This is a genomic window from uncultured Alsobacter sp. (assembly GCF_945952055.1).
Classification (GTDB): Bacteria; Pseudomonadota; Alphaproteobacteria; order Rhizobiales; family Beijerinckiaceae; genus Alsobacter.
Genome location: NZ_CAMFHB010000003.1, coordinates 190,641 through 207,614 on the forward strand (window position 1 = coordinate 190,641; position 16,974 = coordinate 207,614).

At 70.2% G+C, this 16,974-nt stretch carries 17 protein-coding genes and 1 other RNA gene; 8 read left to right on the forward strand and 10 right to left on the reverse strand.

Going from position 1 to position 16,974, the window contains the following annotated elements:
- The 6 genes from Q0Q47_RS03750 to Q0Q47_RS03775 all read right to left on the reverse strand — a co-directional run bounded on the left by Q0Q47_RS03750 (position 1) and on the right by Q0Q47_RS03775 (position 5,398).
- The gene (locus tag Q0Q47_RS03750; RefSeq protein ID WP_293854574.1) at positions 1 to 522 is read right to left on the reverse strand and encodes a TIGR02281 family clan AA aspartic protease; all 522 of its coding nucleotides are present in this window, start codon (positions 520 to 522) and stop codon (positions 1 to 3) included.
- A gap of 106 nt (positions 523 to 628) precedes the next feature.
- Positions 629 to 1,534 (reverse strand): ribokinase, encoded by a 906-nt coding sequence (locus tag Q0Q47_RS03755; RefSeq protein WP_293854576.1) that lies wholly within the window; start codon positions 1,532 to 1,534, stop codon positions 629 to 631.
- Positions 1,535 to 1,536: 2 nt separating this feature from the next.
- Positions 1,537 to 2,190, reverse strand: coding sequence for a 2-dehydro-3-deoxy-6-phosphogalactonate aldolase (locus tag Q0Q47_RS03760; protein WP_293854579.1), 654 nt, complete (start codon positions 2,188 to 2,190; stop codon positions 1,537 to 1,539).
- 61 nt (positions 2,191 to 2,251) lie between these two features.
- Positions 2,252 to 3,145 carry a 2-dehydro-3-deoxygalactonokinase gene (locus Q0Q47_RS03765; RefSeq protein WP_293854582.1) on the reverse strand — a complete coding sequence of 298 codons (894 nt, stop codon included), beginning with the start codon at positions 3,143 to 3,145 and terminating at the stop codon, positions 2,252 to 2,254.
- Between the two features lie 36 nt (positions 3,146 to 3,181).
- Positions 3,182 to 3,946 (reverse strand): SDR family NAD(P)-dependent oxidoreductase, encoded by a 765-nt coding sequence (locus Q0Q47_RS03770; RefSeq protein ID WP_293854585.1) that lies wholly within the window; start codon positions 3,944 to 3,946, stop codon positions 3,182 to 3,184.
- 195 nt (positions 3,947 to 4,141) lie between these two features.
- Positions 4,142 to 5,398: an ammonium transporter gene (locus Q0Q47_RS03775; RefSeq protein ID WP_293854588.1), complete on the reverse strand. Its 1,257-nt coding sequence runs from the start codon at positions 5,396 to 5,398 to the stop codon at positions 4,142 to 4,144.
- Positions 5,399 to 5,666: 268 nt separating this feature from the next.
- Here Q0Q47_RS03775 and Q0Q47_RS03780 point away from each other — a divergent pair, with 268 nt between their 5' ends.
- On the forward strand, positions 5,667 to 6,377 hold the full coding sequence (locus Q0Q47_RS03780; protein ID WP_293854592.1) for an HAD family hydrolase: 711 nt from the start codon (positions 5,667 to 5,669) through the stop codon (positions 6,375 to 6,377).
- A 60-nt stretch (positions 6,378 to 6,437) separates the two neighbouring features.
- Here Q0Q47_RS03780 and truA read toward each other — a convergent pair whose 3' ends face one another.
- Genes truA through def form a run of 3 tightly spaced genes read right to left on the reverse strand, consistent with a single transcriptional unit; the run spans position 6,438 to position 8,666 of the window.
- Entirely contained in the window at positions 6,438 to 7,178 is a 741-nt protein-coding gene (gene truA, locus Q0Q47_RS03785) for a tRNA pseudouridine(38-40) synthase TruA (RefSeq protein WP_293854594.1), read from the reverse strand.
- A complete protein-coding gene (gene fmt / locus Q0Q47_RS03790; protein ID WP_293854597.1) occupies positions 7,178 to 8,110 on the reverse strand; it encodes a methionyl-tRNA formyltransferase in 933 nt (310 codons plus the stop codon). The genes truA and fmt overlap by 1 nt, the downstream gene beginning before the upstream one ends.
- A gap of 37 nt (positions 8,111 to 8,147) precedes the next feature.
- A complete protein-coding gene (gene def, locus Q0Q47_RS03795) occupies positions 8,148 to 8,666 on the reverse strand; it encodes a peptide deformylase (RefSeq protein ID WP_293854600.1) in 519 nt (172 codons plus the stop codon).
- 89 nt (positions 8,667 to 8,755) lie between these two features.
- On the opposite strand from def, the gene Q0Q47_RS03800 reads away from it, so the two are divergent.
- From Q0Q47_RS03800 to ggt, 7 genes are all read left to right on the forward strand, one after another.
- Entirely contained in the window at positions 8,756 to 9,967 is a 1,212-nt protein-coding gene (locus Q0Q47_RS03800) for a DNA recombination protein RmuC (protein ID WP_293854602.1), read from the forward strand.
- Positions 9,968 to 10,009: 42 nt separating this feature from the next.
- Positions 10,010 to 11,347, forward strand: coding sequence for an 8-oxoguanine deaminase (locus Q0Q47_RS03805; protein WP_293854605.1), 1,338 nt, complete (start codon positions 10,010 to 10,012; stop codon positions 11,345 to 11,347).
- 63 nt (positions 11,348 to 11,410) lie between these two features.
- An RNA gene (ffs, locus tag Q0Q47_RS03810) (signal recognition particle sRNA small type) lies at positions 11,411 to 11,507 on the forward strand.
- A gap of 57 nt (positions 11,508 to 11,564) precedes the next feature.
- Positions 11,565 to 13,412 (forward strand): DNA polymerase III subunit gamma/tau, encoded by a 1,848-nt coding sequence (locus Q0Q47_RS03815; RefSeq protein WP_293854607.1) that lies wholly within the window; start codon positions 11,565 to 11,567, stop codon positions 13,410 to 13,412.
- Positions 13,413 to 13,436: 24 nt separating this feature from the next.
- The gene (locus tag Q0Q47_RS03820; protein ID WP_293854610.1) at positions 13,437 to 13,757 is read left to right on the forward strand and encodes a YbaB/EbfC family nucleoid-associated protein; all 321 of its coding nucleotides are present in this window, start codon (positions 13,437 to 13,439) and stop codon (positions 13,755 to 13,757) included.
- Positions 13,758 to 13,767: 10 nt separating this feature from the next.
- Positions 13,768 to 14,370: a recombination mediator RecR gene (gene recR, locus Q0Q47_RS03825; RefSeq protein ID WP_293854613.1), complete on the forward strand. Its 603-nt coding sequence runs from the start codon at positions 13,768 to 13,770 to the stop codon at positions 14,368 to 14,370.
- A 107-nt stretch (positions 14,371 to 14,477) separates the two neighbouring features.
- Positions 14,478 to 16,241 carry a gamma-glutamyltransferase gene (ggt, locus tag Q0Q47_RS03830; RefSeq protein ID WP_293854615.1) on the forward strand — a complete coding sequence of 588 codons (1,764 nt, stop codon included), beginning with the start codon at positions 14,478 to 14,480 and terminating at the stop codon, positions 16,239 to 16,241.
- Between the two features lie 75 nt (positions 16,242 to 16,316).
- Here ggt and Q0Q47_RS03835 read toward each other — a convergent pair whose 3' ends face one another.
- A complete protein-coding gene (locus Q0Q47_RS03835; protein ID WP_293854618.1) occupies positions 16,317 to 16,895 on the reverse strand; it encodes a hypothetical protein in 579 nt (192 codons plus the stop codon).
- Between the last annotated feature and the right edge of the window lie 79 nt (positions 16,896 to 16,974).

Below are 16,974 nucleotides of genomic sequence, written 5' to 3' on the forward strand. Positions count from 1 at the left end.
CTACTGACGCATGACCAGCGTGTTGCTGGCGACATTGAACCCCGAAAGCCGCTGGAGGAAGGACATTCCCAGGAGACTGGTGCGGAGCTTTCCGGCGGGCAGGACGACGGCATCCACGTCCCTGACGACGATGCGGTCCAGCCGGACCTCCCTCAGCTTCACCGGCGCCGCGCCGATGCTGCCATTGGCGGTACTGACCGGGATGCGGAAGTCGGCCGGGTTGGGGAAGACGCCGGCACGCTGGGCGTCCTCGTGGGTCAGCGCGATGATGGACGCGCCGGTGTCGACCATCATGGGCACGCGCCCGCCGTTGATCTGCAGGTCAGCGCTGAAATGGCCGCGGGCGTCGGCCTTCAGCACGACCGTGCCGCTGGCGTTGGCGGAGACGGGGGCGGGCAGCGCGTTCGAGGTCGTCTCGGCCGCCGGCCTGGCCTGCGAGGGTGGCAACTGGCTCTTGGCCACGGAGATGGCGACGTAGCTGGCGCCGACCAGCAGTCCGGCCGCCGCGAGGATCTTGATCATGTGCGGACCCCCATCGGAGTGACGCGCCATGATAGCGCGCGCCGATTGCTTGCCCGTGCCGCCGATACGCCGCCTCCGAGCGATCCTGTCAGCGCTTCGGTAAGGATCAGGCGACGAAGTCGGCCATGGCGGCGTCGATGGCGGCCTTGCGGGGAATGCTGGGCTGGGCGCCGGCCACCGTGCACGCCAGGCTCCCGGCGGCCGCGCCGCGCGCCAGGGCCGTGGTGAAGCCGAGGCCCTGGTCGAGAGCGGCGGCGAAGGCTCCGCAGAAGCTGTCGCCGGCGGCGGTCGTGTCCACGGGCTCGACCTTCAGCGCCGGCGCGCGGCGCCTGATCCCGCCGGTCCAGCCGACCGCGCCGTGGCCGCCGAGCGTGACGATGGTGGCGACCCCATGCTCGGCATCGATGATCCGTGCGAGGTCATCGGGCTCGCCGGAATGCCCGAGTGCGCCTGCGACGATCGTCGCCTCATGCTCGTTGACGATGAGGATGTCGAGGAGCGGCAGGAATTCGGCCGGCAGGGCGCCCGCCGGAGCCGCGTTGAGGATCACCCGTGCGCCGGCCGCCTTGGCGCGGCGGGCCGCCTCGATCGCTTCGGCCTCGGGGACCTCGCGCTGGAGCAGAAGCGTGTCCGCTGCCGACAGGGCCACGCCGTCGAGCTGCGACGCCACGACCGCGGCATTGGCGCCGGCCGCGACCACGATCGCGTTCTCGGCATCGTCGCTGACGCTGATGAAGGCTGCGCCGGTCGGGGCCGCCACGCGCGCGACCGCGCCGCAGTCGACGCCGTCGGACAGGAGCAGCGAGAGGCCGATGTCGGCGAAGGGATCGCGCCCGACCGCGCCGACCAGGCGGACGTCCGCGCCCGCCCGGCGCGCGGCGAGCGCCTGGTTGGCTCCCTTGCCGCCGGGGATCACGGCGTAGCCGGGGCCGAGCACGGTCTCCCCCGGCCGTGGAATCCGCGCCACGCGGGTCACGAAATCGACGTTCACCGAGCCGAAGACGACGATCATGCTCACCCCGCCTGGGCGGCTGCCCAGGCCGCGACGAACTTCCGGGCCCGCCGCTCGACCTCCTCGGCGGTGACGCCGGGGCTGAACAGGGCGGAGCCGATGCCGAACCCGGCCACCGGCCCTCCTTTATAGGCGCCGAGGCCATCCGCCGTCACGCCGCCCACCATCACGATCCGCACGCCCTTGGGGAGAACCGCGGCCATGGCCTTGGCGCCCGCGGGGCCGACCAACTCGCCCGGGAACAGCTTCAGCACGTCCGCGCCGGCATCGAGGGCGGTGAAGGCCTCGGTCGGCGTCATCACGCCGGGGGCCGAGACGAGCCCGAGGGCTTTCGTGCGCCGGATCACGTCGGGGCTGCAGTTCGGCGAGACCACGAGCGTGCCCCCGACCTCGGCCAGCCTGTCGACGTCGGCGGGCTTCAGCACGGTGCCGGCGCCGACGACGGCGCGCCCGGCCAGCGCCCGCGACAAATGGCCGATGCTGTCGAAGGGCTCGGGCGAATTGAGGGGGACCTCGAGAACGCCGATGCCCGCGCCCACGAGTGCCTCCCCGACCGCGAGCGCCTCGTCGGGCTTCAGGCCCCTGAGGATCGCGATCAGCGGGCAGCGGGCGAAGGCCGCTTCGAAGGCCCCCAGGGTGGCGGAACTGTCGGTCATGGCGATCTCCCGGAGTGTGGACCGGATGGAGAACGGGCAAGGCTGCGGGACGTTCGCGCGGTCATGCCGCCGCGTGGACGATCGCGAGGAGGCCGCGGATGAAGACCTCGTCGGGCGCCAGCACCCTCACGGCGATCCCGTTGTCGGCGAAGGCCTGTCCGTAGGCCCGTTCGAACACGCCGTCGGCGACGAGGGCGACCTCGCTGGTCCCGGGATGGGCGGCAAGGCCCGCCGCCACCTCCTCGCCGATGAGAAGGCCCGAGAGATAGGGCTCGACCTGGCGCCCCGGCAGTTCGCCGGCGAGCACGAGGGTGCGCGCCGAGAAGAGCTTGTGCGTGAGCCCGCCCCCGGCACGGGCGGTGGCCAGCCCGCGCGCGAAGCCGGCCTCGTCGGCCGGGGCCTCGGCGAGCTTGCCGGCCATGGTGTGGTCCTTCACCGCGCCGAAGACGTCGCCGGTCATGTAGCTCGTGAAGCTCGCGATGCGGCCGCCGCTCATGCGGGCCCACTTGGAGTGCGTGCCCGGCATGACGACGGTGCCGTCCGTCACGCCGCAGCCCATGAGCTTGGTCTCTTCCCCGCGCATGACGTCGGGAAGCCCGGCAGCGTCGCGGCTCATCAGGCCGGGCACGATGGCGGCGCGCGATCCCTCGCCGAGGTCGAACCGGAGCATGCCTGCGGCGAGTTCCGCCGCACCGGCCGGGCAACCGGCGTAGGGCACCTCGCTCCAGCCGTTCCTGCTGCCGACCATGCCGGCCATCATCACCGGGAGGCCCGGGTTCCTGGCGAGCCAGCCGCCCACGTGCCGGCGCAGGGTCGACGGGAAGTCGCCCGGCTTCACGGAGGCGATGCCGTCGTCCGCCGCCGTCTGGTCGAGGATCGCGCCGTCGGCGTCCACCAGCCAGGCACGCAGGCGCGTCGTGCCCCAGTCGACGGCGATCATCCGGGGGTCGGCCATGTGTCTTCCTCTGCTGCCGTCTCGCGGGCGGGCAGCCTACACCCAGCCGCCGTCCACGACGTACTGCTGATTTGTGCAGGCCCCTGCTTCCTCGGACGCGAGGAAAACCGTGAACTTCGCGATGTCGGCCGGCACGAGCTTGCGCTTCAGGCACTGGCGCTGCATCAGCTCCTTCTCGCTGTCGGGGGTCAGCCAGAGGTCGATCTGCCGCTGCGTCATGATCCAGCCCGGCGCGATGACGTTGCAGCGGATGTTGTAGGGGCCGAAGTCACGGGCGAGCGAGCGCGTCAGGCCGAGGACGGCGGACTTGGCGGCGGTGTAGGCGGCCATGCCGCCCTGGCCGATCATCCACGAGGTCGAGCCGAAGTTGATGATGACGCCGGATTTCTTCGCCTTCATGTCCTCGAGCACGGCCTGCGCGCAGAAGAACTGGTGCTTCAGGTTCACCGCGATGCGGCCGTCCCAGTAGGCTTCGGTGACGTCCTCAGCCTTGTGGCGCTCGTCGTGGGCGGCGTTGTTGATGAGGATGTCGACGGGGCCCACGGCGGCGCGGAGCCGGCCGATGGCTGCGCGCAGGTCATCGACCTTGGTCAGGTCGCACTGTTCGAAGGCGACCGGCGTGCCGGCCGCGGCGCAGTCGGCGACGACCTTTTTCGAGGCCTCAGCGTTGATGTCGAGGAACCCGACCTTGGCCTTCTGCCTGGCGAAGTGCTGGACGATGGACTCACCGATCCCGCTGCCGCCGCCGGTGATGATGACCACCTTGCCTTCGAGATCGGGGTAGATCGCGCCCTGCGCCATGGTCGTCTCCTCGCGTGTCCGTCGCGGCCGCTTCGCGGGCCTCCCTGCTTCTTATAAGCCCGGTCCGCGAGGCCGCAAGCGGCAACCTCAGCCGTCGATGGGCGCACCTCAAACCGAATTGCGAGCAAACGGAGCATGCCCGGGGCCTTGGTCGGCCCTGGGCGGAGTTGCGCACGTCAGCGTCCGGTCGAGGCGTCAGGCGTGCTCGTAGGCGCGCTCGCCATGCGTCGCGAGGTCGAGGCCGTCGAACTCCTCCTCCGCGCCCACCCGCAGCGGGGTGACCGGTGCCAGGAGCCGGCAGAGCCCCTCGGTGACCGCCAGCGACCAGGCCGCCGTGACCGCGACCGCCAGCGCCTGGACGCCGAGCCCGGCGAACACGGGTCCCTCGAAGGTGCCACCCAGGGCTTTGCTGGCCAGGATGGGCAGAAGGAGGCTGCCGAGCATGCCGCCGACCCCGTGCACCGCGAAGACGTCGAGGCTGTCGTCGATGGACAAGCGCTGCTTCACGAAAAGCGTCGCCGCGAAGCAGACGGTCGCCCCCAGAACGCCGACCGCGATGGCCGCGCCCGGGCCGGCATAGCCGGCCATGGGCGTGATGGTGGCGAGCCCCGCCACGCAGCCGGTGGCGATGCCGATGGAGGTGGGCTTGCCGATCTTGAACCATTCCGCCGCGATCCATGTCGCGGCTCCCGCGGCGGCCGCGGCGTGGGTGGCGATGATGGCGGACGCGGCCGAGCCGTCGGCCGCCAGCGCGCTTCCGCCGTTGAAGCCGAACCAGCCGACCCACAGCATGCCGGCCCCGGCCATGGTCAGTCCGGGGCTGTGCGGCGGGGTCATGTGCTGCGGGAAGCCCTTGCGCCGGCCGATGCGGATGGCCAGCAGCAGCGCGGACACGCCCGCCGTGGTGTGGACGACGATGCCGCCCGCGAAGTCCAGGGCGCCGAGGGCGGAGAGCCAGCCGCCGCCCCACATCCAGTGCGCCACCGGGACGTAGACGAGAACCAGCCAGAGCGCCGAGAAGGCCACCACGAAGGCGAAGTTCACCCGCTCCACGAAGGCACCGACGATCAGGGCCGGTGTGATGACGGCGAAGGTCATCTGGAAGAGCGCGAAGACGTTCTCGGGAATGTGGGTGGTCCCGTAGTCGTCGGTCATGCGCGACAGGAACAGCTTTCCAAGGCCGCCGAGCAGCGGCGCCGCCCCGTCGAAGGCGAGACTGTAGCCGAACGCGATCCAAAGGAGCGAGGCGACGCAGCAGATGGCGAAGCACTGCATCATCACGGACAGCAGGTTCTTGGCCTGCACCAGCCCGCCGTAGAAGAGGGCAAGGCCGGGCAGGGTCATGAACAGGACGAGTGCCGATGCGGTGAGCAGCCAGGCGACGTGGCCTTGCGTGTCCGGACCGGCTGCATGGGCCGGCGCCATGGTGCCGAGGAGAAGGGCAAGTGCCACGGGCGCGACTGATCGCATCCTGTGCAAAATGCCTATTAAATCACCTCTCTGTGCCTTCTCCGTGTGCGGGGTGATCGTGGCGCAGGGCGAGAGCGAAGGCATCGGAGCCCCTTTCTTGCATTCAAATCGGGCAGTGAGCTGCCGAAAATGCAAGCACCTTGCCAACGGCTTGTGCTTTGCGGCGCCCGCGCTCCAGCTTGTCGTGCGGCCCGCATTGTCTGCGCGCCGTCTCGCACTACAGTGTCCGCAACAGACGGGAGTGGAGCGCATGGCGGAGTGGCTGTCCTCGATCAAGGCTCTCACTTTCGACACCGGCGGAACGGTGCTGGACTGGCACGCGGCCCTGCACGATGCCTTCGCCCGGGCCGGGGAAAAGCACGGGCTCGCACGGGACTGGCACACGGTGGTCAACGACCATCGCCGGGGCACCATGAAGCGCATCGTCGGCCAGGTGCAGCCGAGCTTCACCATGGACGACGTGCATCGCCGGATGGTCGACGTCGTCGCCGAGATCCACGGCCTGGACGCCTTCACCCCGGACGACCGCGACGACATCGCCGCGGCCTGGCACCGCGCCGCATGCTGGCCGGATTTCCTGCCCGCGCTGGCTCGCCTGCGCGCGCGGCTGCCCTGCGTGTCGTTCACGCTGCTGCCCGTGCGCCTGATCCTGGACGTGTCGCGGCGCAACGGCTTCGCCTGGGACATGGTCGTGTCGTGCGAGATGATCGGCATCTACAAGTCCGACCAGCGCGCCTACGCGACCTGCGCGAGGTGGCTTCAGTTCGAGCCCTCCGAGCTCCTCATGGTCGCCTGCCACAACTTCGACCTGGATGCCGCCAAGAAGGCCGGCTACCGGACCGCCTTCATCCGCCGTCCGGACGAATGGGGGCCCGCCGGGCCACCCGACCCCAAGCCCAACCCGATCCACGACCTGGTGTTCGACAGATTTTCAGAGTTGGCGGACGCGCTGGGGTGCTGAGCGGCCCGGGGCAGGGCTTGCAAACCGAAGGTCGGAACGCGGCCGCGAGGCGCTCCACGCTCAGGCGTAGTCGACGCCCGTGAGGTAGAGCCCACTCGGCGGGGCAAGGGGGCCGCAGCGGGTGCGGTCGCGGGCTTCGAGCGCGTCGCGCAGGTCGCCGACCGTCCAGCGGCCGGAGCCGACGAGTTGCAGGCAACCCACCATGGAGCGGACCTGGTGGTGCAGGAAGGACCGGGCCGAGGCATGGACGCGGATGTCGTCGCCGATCCGCTCCACGTCGAACCGGTCGAGGGTCTTCACGGGGCTGGCCGCCTGGCATTCGGCGGCGCGGAAGGTGGTGAAGTCGTGCTTGCCGACGAGCACCTGCGCGGCCTCGTGCATCAGGGCGGCGTCGAGCCCCCACTTCACCGACCAGGCGCGGTTCGCGTCGAGCGCGAGCGGGGCCCGGCGGTTGACGATGCGATAGATGTAGTGGCGCTTGCGCGCCGACATCCGGGCGTTGAAGTCATCGCCCACCAGGGTGGCGGACAGGATCGCGACCGGATGGGGCTTGGCGTGGGCGTTGATCGCGTCGCGCACCGTGTCCGTCGGCCAATCGCGCGCCAGGTCCACATGCGCCACCTGGCCCGTGGCATGGACGCCCGTGTCGGTGCGGCCGGCGCCCTGGATCCGCGCGGTCTCGCCGGAAAAGGCCAGGATCGCCTCCTCGATGACGCCCTGCACGGTGATGCCGGTCGCCTGGTACTGCCACCCGAAGAAGGGCGTCCCGTCATACTCGACGACGAGCTTGTAGCGCGGCATCAGCCGAGCCTCGTGCCGGGCGGGACGGGCACGCCGCGCAGGAAGTCCGAGGCCGGCATCGGCTTGCCGCCGCTGCGCTGCACCTGGAGCAACCGCACCGCGCCGTCGCCGCAGGCGACCGTAAGCTGGCCGTCGAGCGTGGTACCCGGTTCGCCCCGGCCCTGGGCGCGTGCCGTGCGCAGCACCTTCAGGCGCTCGGGGCCCTTGCCGAGGTCGATGGTCGTGAAGGCCCCCGGGAACGGCGACAGCCCGCGCACCAGGTCGTGCACGGCGCCGGCCGGCCGCGACCAGTCGACCAGGGCTTCCTCGTTGGTGATCTTGGCCGCATAGGTCACGCCCTCCGCCGGCTGCGGCGTGAAGACGAGCCCGCCGCGCGATAGCGCAGGGAGCGCCCGGACCATGAGGTCGGCCCCGATGGTGGCGAGCTTGTCGTGCAGTTCGCCCGCCGTGAGATCCGGGCCGATCGCCACGCGCTCGACCATGGCCACGGGGCCGGTGTCGAGACCCTTCTCCATCTGCATGACGGCGACGCCGGTCTCGGCATCGCCCGCGATCACCGCGCGCTGGATCGGCGCGGCGCCGCGCCAGCGGGGCAGGAGTGAGGCGTGGAGGTTGAGGCAGCCGAGGTCGGGGGCGGCGAGGATCGGCTCGGGCAGGATCATGCCGTAGGCGACGACCACAGCGACGTCCGCCTGGTGCGCCGCGAAGGCCTCCGCGGCGTCCGCGCTGCGCAGGGTGGCAGGCGTCAGCACCGGGATGCCGAACCCCTGCGCCGCCGCGTGGACGGGCGAGGGGCGCTCGGCCATGCCGCGGCCGGCGCGGGCCGGCGCGCGCGTGTAGGCGGCCACCACCTCGTGACCCTGGCCGACGATCTCCGAGAGCGTCGGCACGGCGAAGTCGGGCGTGCCCATGAAGACGACGCGCAGCGTCATGCCGGGCTCCTTTGCGGGGGCAAGAGCCCGCCGCGTGTCAGAGTTCGTGCTCGCGCTTGGCTGCCTTGGCGAACTTCTTCACCACGCGGTCGCGCTTGAGCTTGGAGATGTGGTCGATGAAGAGCTTGCCGTGCAGGTGGTCGATCTCGTGCTGCAGGCATGTCGCCAGCAGGCCGTCCGCCTCGATCTCGCATGCGGCGCCCTCGCGGTCCGTGAACCGCACGCGCACCTTCGCCGGCCGCTCCACCTCCTCGTAGTATTCGGGGATGGACAGGCAGCCTTCCTCGTAGACCGACAGCTCGGGCGAACTCCACACGATCTCGGGGTTGATCAAGGCGATCGGCGTCTTGGGCTCCTCGGCCTTGGCGACGTCGATCGTGACGACCCGCTGCGGGACGCCGACCTGGATCGCCGCGAGCCCGATGCCCGGCGCGTCGTACATGGTCGCGAACATGTCGTCGATCAGGGCGCGGATCTCCGGCGTCACCTTCGGGACGGTCTCGGAGACGAGGCGCAGCTTGGGATCGGGCAGGATGATGATGGGTCGGATCGTCATGCCGGTGCCAATACTGGCTCGCCGCGCGCGGGTCAAATTGTTCCGGGTCCGTTCTCGCGTCGCGTTCGAATCGTCGGTACAGTGCGGCGATGGACAAGGTGCTTCTCGTCGTCGGCGGGGTTCCCGTCACCCTCGCGTGGACCATGCTGGGCCTGCTCGCCCTGCTGGTGCTGCTCGGGATGGTGACCGCGGGGCGTGTCGCCCGCGGCGCGCGCGAGCGGGCCGCCGAGGCCGCGCTGATGGCGGAACGCCAGCGCGAGATCGACGACAAGATGGCCGAGCTCGGCCGCATCCAGTCCGAAATGACCGGCCGCATGCAGACCATCGGCGAGGTCTTCGGCAACCGCCAGGCCGACCTGGTGCGCCTGCTCGCCGAGCGGCTGGACGTGCTGCAGCGGCGCGTCGGCGAAGGCCTGACCCAGAACGTGCAGCAGACGACCGAGAACCTGTCGAAGCTCAACGAGCGCCTGGCCGTCATCGATGCCGCGCAGAAGCGGCTCAGCGACCTCACCGGCGAGGTGCTGACGCTGAAGGACGTGCTGTCAAACAAGCAGGCGCGCGGCGCCTTCGGGCAGGGTCGGATGGAGGCGATCGTGCGCGACGCGCTCCCGCCGGGCGCCTACGCGTTCCAGGCGACCCTGTCGAACGGGCGCAGGCCGGACTGCATCATCCATCTGCCGGGCGACGAGCGGCCGCTGGTGGTCGACGCCAAGTTCCCGCTGGAGGGCTTCACGGCGTTTCGCGAGGCGCAGGGAGAAGAGGCCCGCCGGTCCGCCATGGCGCGGGTGCGTGGCGACGTGTCCGCCCATGTGAAGGACGTCGCCGAGAAATACCTCCTCGCCGGCGAGACCCAGGACATCGCCATCCTGTTCGTCCCCGCCGAGTCGCTGTTCGCCGACCTGCAGGAGCATTTCGAGGACGTCGTGCAGAAGGCGCACAGGTCCCGGGTGCTCATCGTGTCGCCGGCTCTCCTCACCATGGCGATCCAGGTCATGCAGGCGATCGTGCGCGATGCCAGGATGCGGGAGCAGGCGCACGTGATTCAGGCCGAGGTGACGCGCCTCGTCGACGACGTACGGCGGCTGCGCGACCGCGTGGGCAAGCTCGACGGCCACTTCCGGCAGGTGGGCGAGGACGTCTCCGGCATCGTCACGTCCGCCGACAAGATCCTGAAGCGGGGTGAACGCATCGAGGCGATGGAGTTCGAGGCCGGCAACGCGCCGGTTGCCGCGAAGGACCCCGTGGCCGCACCGGACGACCTGATGCCCAACCCGCTCGGGCGCCCCGCCGCGGCGGAATGAAACGTGCTACCCCGGCCAGGACCCCGATCGGACACCCGACTGATGCGCCTCTGGATCAAGACACCGCTCGCCATCCTCGCCACCGATGCCGGCGGGGGTCTCGTCGTCGAGGACGGCCGGATCGCCGAACTGGTGCGGGCGGGGGCCGCGCCGCGCGATCCGGTGGACGAGATCTTCGACGCCTCGCGCCACGTTGTGCTGCCAGGGCTCGTCAACACGCACCACCATTTCTACCAGACCCTGACGCGGGCCCATCCCCAGGCCATCAACAAGGAGCTGTTTCCCTGGCTCCAGGCGCTCTACCCGATCTGGGCTTGTCTCGACCCCGAGACGTTCCGCCTGAGCGTGCGCCTCGCCCTGGTCGAATTGCTGCTGTCCGGCTGCACCACGGCGGCCGACCACCATTACCTGTTCCCGGCCGGGCTCGAGGACGCCATCGACATCGAGGTCGAGGAAGCGCTCGCGCTGGGCGTGCGCATGACCGTGACCCGCGGCTCGATGAACCTGTCGCAGAAGGACGGCGGACTGCCGCCCGACAGCGTCGTCCAGGACGAGGACACGATCCTCTCCGACAGCGAGCGGCTGCTGGGGCGCTACCACGACCGCTCCGAGGGCGCGATGATCCAGGTGGCGCTGGCGCCGTGCTCGCCCTTCTCCGTCACCAAGCGCCTGATGGCGGAAAGCGCCCGGCTCGCCGAGCGCCACGACGCGCGGCTGCACACCCATCTCGCCGAGACGAAGGACGAGGACGCCTTCTGCCAGTCGGTCTACGGCTGCCGGCCGCTCGAGCTTCTCGAGGAGGTGGGCTGGCTCGGGCCACGCACCTGGCTCGCCCACGGCATCCACTTCACCTGCGACGAGTGCGGCACGCTCGGCGGCCACGGCGTCGGCGTGTGCCATTGCCCGACCTCGAACGCGGTGCTGGCCTCCGGCTTCTGCAAGACACGCGAACTCGAGGCGGCCGGCGCCCCGGTCGGCCTCGGCGTCGACGGATCGGCGTCCAACGACAGCTCCAACCTCATGGAGGGCGTGCGCCACGCGGTGATGGTGAACCGGCTGCACTACGGATCGGCCTCCGCCGTGACGCATCACGACGCCTTCCGCTGGGCGACGGAGGGCTCCGCGCGGTGCCTCGGACGCTCCGACATCGGGCGCATCGCCCCGGGGCTGCAGGCCGACCTGGCGTTCTTCACGCTCGACGACCTGCGCTTCTCCGGCGCGCACGATCCCCTGGCCGCGCTGGCGCTGTGCGGCGCCCATCGCGCGGACCGGGTCATGGTGGCCGGGCGCTGGCGCGTGCAGGACGGCCTGCCGCTGGGCCTGGACATCGCCGAGCTCCGGCGTCTGCACGGAGCCGCGGCGAAGCGGTTCGGATCATGAGGAAGCAGCGACGGCGTGCCGGTCCGGCTTGTCATTCCCGTCCCGATGCACGATATAGGGCCCGGGAGGTTGGCGGTGGACGTTCCACTCGCCAACCGGGTCAGGTCCGGAAGGAAGCAGCCCTAACGAGATCGGGCGGGTCTCTGTCCAGCCTCCCACCGCGCCGCCCGGCTTCGGCCGGACCCCGGCCCGGATCCGGGCCTGCAAGCAGGGCCCGATGAGCGACGACAGCCTTCCCCACAGCGATGACGGTGCGCAGGCCCTGTTCCCGGGCCTTCCCGCGGCCCAGCCCGCCGGCGGCTACCGGGTGCTGGCGCGCAAGTACCGTCCGCAGACCTTCGAGGACCTGATCGGCCAGGACGCGATGGTGCGCACGCTGCGCAACGCGTTCCAGTCGGGCCGTATCCCGCAGGCCTGGATCCTCACCGGGGTCCGCGGAGTGGGCAAGACGACGACGGCCCGCATCCTGGCCCGGGGCCTCAACTACCTGATGCCTGACGGCTCGGGCGGACCCACCGTCGACATGCCGGTCGAGGGCGTGCATTGCCGCGCCATCATGGAATCGCGCCATGTCGACGTGCTGGAGATGGACGCGGCGTCCCACACCGGCATCGACGACGTGAAGCAGATCACCGACGGCGTGCGCTACGCGCCGGCCTCGGCCCGCTACAAGGTCTACATCATCGACGAGGTCCACATGCTCTCGGAGAAGGCGTTCAACGCCTTCCTGAAGACGCTCGAGGAGCCGCCGCCCCACGCCAAGTTCGTTTTCGCCACCACCGAGATCCGCAAGGTCCCGGTGACGATCCTGTCGCGCTGCCAACGCTTCGACCTGCGCCGGATCGAGGCTTCCACGCTCATCGGCCACCTCGGCCGCATCTGCGAGAAGGAGGGCGTGTCGATCGAGGCGGAGGCGCTCGCGCTCATCGCCCGCGCGGCGGAGGGGTCCGCGCGCGACTCGCTCTCGCTGCTCGACCAGGCGATCGCCCATGGCGCGGGCCGGATCGACGTCGATACCGTGCGGTCGATGCTCGGGCTCGCCGACCGGGCGCGCGTGATCGACCTGTTCGAAGCCGTGATGAAGGGCGACGCCGCGACGGCGCTGCGGGAACTGCGCGATCAGTACGATTCGGGAGCCGACCCCGTCGTCGTCCTCACCGACCTCGCCGAGTTCGTGCACCTCGTCACCCGCCTCAAGGTCGTGCCCGACGGCAACCGCGACTCGGCCGTCACCGAGGTGGAGCGGACGCGCGGGCGGGAGTTCACGGTCCTGCCCATGCGCATCCTGTCGCGCGCCTGGCAGATGCTGAGCCGTGGCATCGGCGAGGTGCAGGCCTCGCCGCGGCCCATCGCGGCGGCCGAGATGGTCCTGATCAGGCTGACCTTTGCGGCCGACCTCCCGACGCCGGACGAGGCGCTGAAGGCGCTGGCGTCCGGAGGCGCGGTGGCGGGCGGTTCGCCGGCTCCCTCGGGTGGCGGAGGCGGCGGAGGCGCCCGTGCCGTGAGTGGCGGCGGCGCCACGCTTTCGGTGGCCTCGCGCGCCGAACCGGCGCCCGCCCCGCGGCCGGCCCAGGACGCGGCACCCGGGATCCGGCTCGCCAGGTTCGAGGATCTCGTGGCCCTCGCCGGCGAGAAGCGGGACATCGCGATCCGCATCGCGCTGGAGCGGGACGTTCGTCTCGTGCGCTTCGAGGACGGGAGACTGGAATTCGCCGCGGAACCGGGTGCGTCGCCGACGCTGGCCTCCGAGCTGTCCAAGCGCTTGCAGGAGTGGACCGGGCGGCGCTGGATCGTCGCGCTGTCGTCGGATCCCGGGCAGCAGACGCTGCGGGAAAAGCAGGACGCCGAGGCGGCCGAGCGGCTCACCGGCATCCGCGCCGATCCCCTGGTGCGGGCCGTGCTGGCGCGCTTTCCCGGCGCCGAAATCGTCGCCGTGCGCGACATTGCCGAGGAGACGGCCGGCGACGCGCCGGAGACCGGCTCGGACGTTCCAGCCGAACCGCCGATCGACGACGACGGCTACGACTTCGAAGGTCTCGACCTCGAGGGTTTCGACGACCGCTGACATCCATGGCCTGGGAGTGACGCCGTGAAAGACATCATGGGCATGATGAAGAAGGTGCAGGAGATGCAGTCCAAGATGACTGCCCTGCAGGACGAGATGGAACGCACCGAGGTCGAGGGTGCCGCTGGCGGCGGCATGGTGAAGGTCGTCGCGACCGCCAAGGGCGCCGTGAAGAGCGTCGCGATCGACGAGAGCCTGATGAAGCCCGAGGACAAGGAAATCCTCGAGGACCTGCTCGTGGCCGCCCTCAACGACGCCCGCACGCGCGGCGAGCGCACCATGCAGGAGAAGATGTCGGCGCTGACGGCCGGGCTGCCGATCCCGCCCGGGATGAAGCTGTTCTGATCCTTCCGCCATGGCCTCCGTCACCGGTCCCGAGATCGAGCGCCTGATCCAGCTCCTGGCCAAGCTGCCGGGGCTCGGACCCCGCTCGGCCCGCCGTGCCGCGCTGCATCTCATCAAGAAGCGCGAGCAGCTTCTCGCGCCGCTGGGCGAGGCGATGCGCGTGGCGGCCGAACGCATCGTCGTGTGCGGAACCTGCGGCAACGTGGACACAGCGGACCCTTGCGCGGTCTGCGCCGATCCGCGCCGCGAGGAGACGATCCTCGTGGTCGTCGAGGACGTGTCGGACCTCTGGGCGCTGGAGCGTGCCCAGGTGATCAAGGCGCGCTACCACGTGCTCGGCGGCACCCTGTCCGCCCTCGACGGCGTCGGCCCGAAGGACCTCAACCTCGATCGGCTCGTCGCGCGCGTGGCCGGGGGCGGCGTGAAGGAAGTGATCCTCGCGCTGAACGCCACGGTCGACGGCCAGACGACGGCCCATTACGTGACCGACCTCCTGACGCCGCACGGTGTCTCCGTGACGCGCCTGGCGCACGGCGTGCCGGTCGGCGGCGAACTCGAGTACCTGGACGAGGGCACGCTCGCGGCGGCCCTGCGGCAGCGCACCGCGCTCTGAGGGGCGCGTCCAGGCTCCTTGCGGTCCCCCGTCGAGACACCGTGATCCGGGGCCGATTGTGCTGCCCCGTCCGGCTTCCTAGGATGGCGGCAAATCGGAGGATCCCCATGAGACTGCTGCCCGCCTTCCTCGCCAGCACGCTGGCCTTGTCCGCCAGCCAGGCGCTCGCCGTCTCGCCGGCCCCGACCCGAGGCGAGAAGGGCATGGTGGTGACCTCCCAGCACCTGGCCTCGGCGGTGGGCGCGGAGATCCTGAAGAAGGGCGGCAACGCGATCGACGCGGCGGTGGCGGTGGGCTACGCGCTCGCCGTGACCCATCCGTGCTGCGGCAACATCGGCGGGGGCGGCTTCGCGACGATCCATCTCGCCAACGGCAAGGACACCTTCATCAACTTCCGCGAGAAGGCACCCCTCGCCGCCACGGAGACGATGTATCTCGACGCCAAGGGCGAGATCATCCCGAAGGCGAGCCTGGAAGGCTATCTCTCGGTCGGCGTGCCCGGCTCCGTGCTCGGCCTCGAGACCATGCTGACGCGCTATGGCACCATGTCGCGCGCGTCGGTGATGGAGCCGGCGATCAAGCTCGCCGAAGAGGGCTTCGTGCTGGTGGCCGGCGACGTGGACATCCTCGACACGTCGGTGAAGTCGTTCGCCACCCAGCCCAACGTGGCTTCGATCTTCCTCAACAACGGCAAGCCCTTCAAGCCGGGCGAGCGGCTCGTGCAGAAGGACCTCGCGGCGACGCTGAAGGCGATCTCGGCGGGAGGCCCCGACGCCTTCTACAAGGGCGCCATCGCCGACAAGGTCGCGGCCGCGAGCGCGGCCAATGGCGGGATCCTGACGAAGAAGGACTTCGAGACCTACCACGTCACCGAGACCGAGCCCGTGCGCTGCACCTATCGCGGCTTCACGGTGACGTCGTCTCCGCCGCCGAGCTCGGGCGGCACGACGATCTGCCAGATTCTGAACATCGTCGAGGGGTACCCGATCGGCCAGATGGGCTTCAATTCGGCGGCCACGATCAATGTCATGACCGAGGCTATGCGGCACGCCTATGTGGACCGCAACTTCCAGCTCGGCGACCCCGAGTTCGTGAAGAACCCGCTCGACAAGCTGCTGTCCAAGGACTACGCGGCGGCGATCCGGGCCAAGATCACCCCCGGCAAAGCCTCGACGTCCAAGGAAGTCCAGCCGGGCGTCGAACCGCACGAGGGCACGCAGACCACGCACTATTCCGTCACCGACAGTGCCGGAAACGCAGTCTCCGTCACCTACACGATCAATGCGCTCTTCGGCGCGAAGGTCATCGCCGGCGACACGGGCTTCTTCCTCAACGACGAGATGGACGACTTCACGACGAAGCCTGGCGTGGCCAACCTGTTCGGCCTGGTGCAGGGCAAGACGAACGCCATTGCCCCGGGCAAGCGGCCGCTGAGCTCGATGAGCCCCACCATCATCAGCCGCGACGGCAAGACCTTCATGGTGCTCGGCAGCCCCGGCGGGTCGCGCATCATCACCATCACGCTCGAGACGGCGATGAACGTGATCGATCACGGCATGAATGCCCAGGAGGCCGTCGACGCTCCCCGCTTCCACCACCAGTGGCTGCCGGACACCGTCTATGTGGAGCCCTTCGCCATTTCGGCCGACACCAGGAAGGCGCTGACCGACATGGGCTACTCCCTCACCCAGCAGGCGCCCTGGGGCGCGGCCGAGGTGATCCTGCTCGCGCCCGAGAAGCCGATCCCGCTGGTCAGCGCCGGCCAGCAGGCCTCGACGAGCGACTCGATGGTGGGCGGGAAGATGGATCCGGGCGCGCTCTACGGCGCGAACGACAACCGCAAGCCGGCCGGCGCTGCTTCCGGGTATTGAGGCGAACGACCAAACCGGGCGTGCGTCGGCACGGCCGCTTCGCGGCCTGCTCGGAGCGTGTGACCCTTCCGGTCGTCACGCGATCCCGACGGCCGCGCCGATCAGCCCGTTGATGCCGAAGTCGGCCATGACGATCAGGGCGGCGAGGCCGCCCGAAATGCCCAGCGAGGTCTTGGCCAGGAACCAGCGGTACTGGGCCACGATGACGCCGAAGGCGACGGCGTAGAGGATCGACAGGCCGTAGGTCGCGAGCCCCAGCACATACAGAGCGGTCGGCAACGCGAAGATCGCCGTGCTGATCACGGCCGACCAATTGTAGGCGATGATGTAACCGACATAGCGGGATCCGAGCCCCAGGCGGCGGACGACCCAGATCATCGCGAGCGGGAAGACCATCCATGCGAGCCCCGCCACCAGCGCCTCGCGTGCCACGACCCACCCGTCGGCGAACAGTCCGGCCTCGGCGGGCAATCCGAGCTGCATGCGGTCGAAGGCCAGCGCGGTCACGAAAGCGGGTGCGGTGAGAACGACGGCCGCGAAGGATCGCCAGAAGGCCGGGACCGAGACTTCGAAGCCTTCGTAGCCCTCGGCATCGCGGTTCAGGAGCTTGAGGGACCCGGAAATGGCGCGGCCGATCTCATCCGCTGTCAGCATGGCAGTGCCTCGCATGTTGCACTGCACTACAATGCCATGCGTTAGACTTTAGTCGAGGGGTGCCCTACCGGCTCAACCA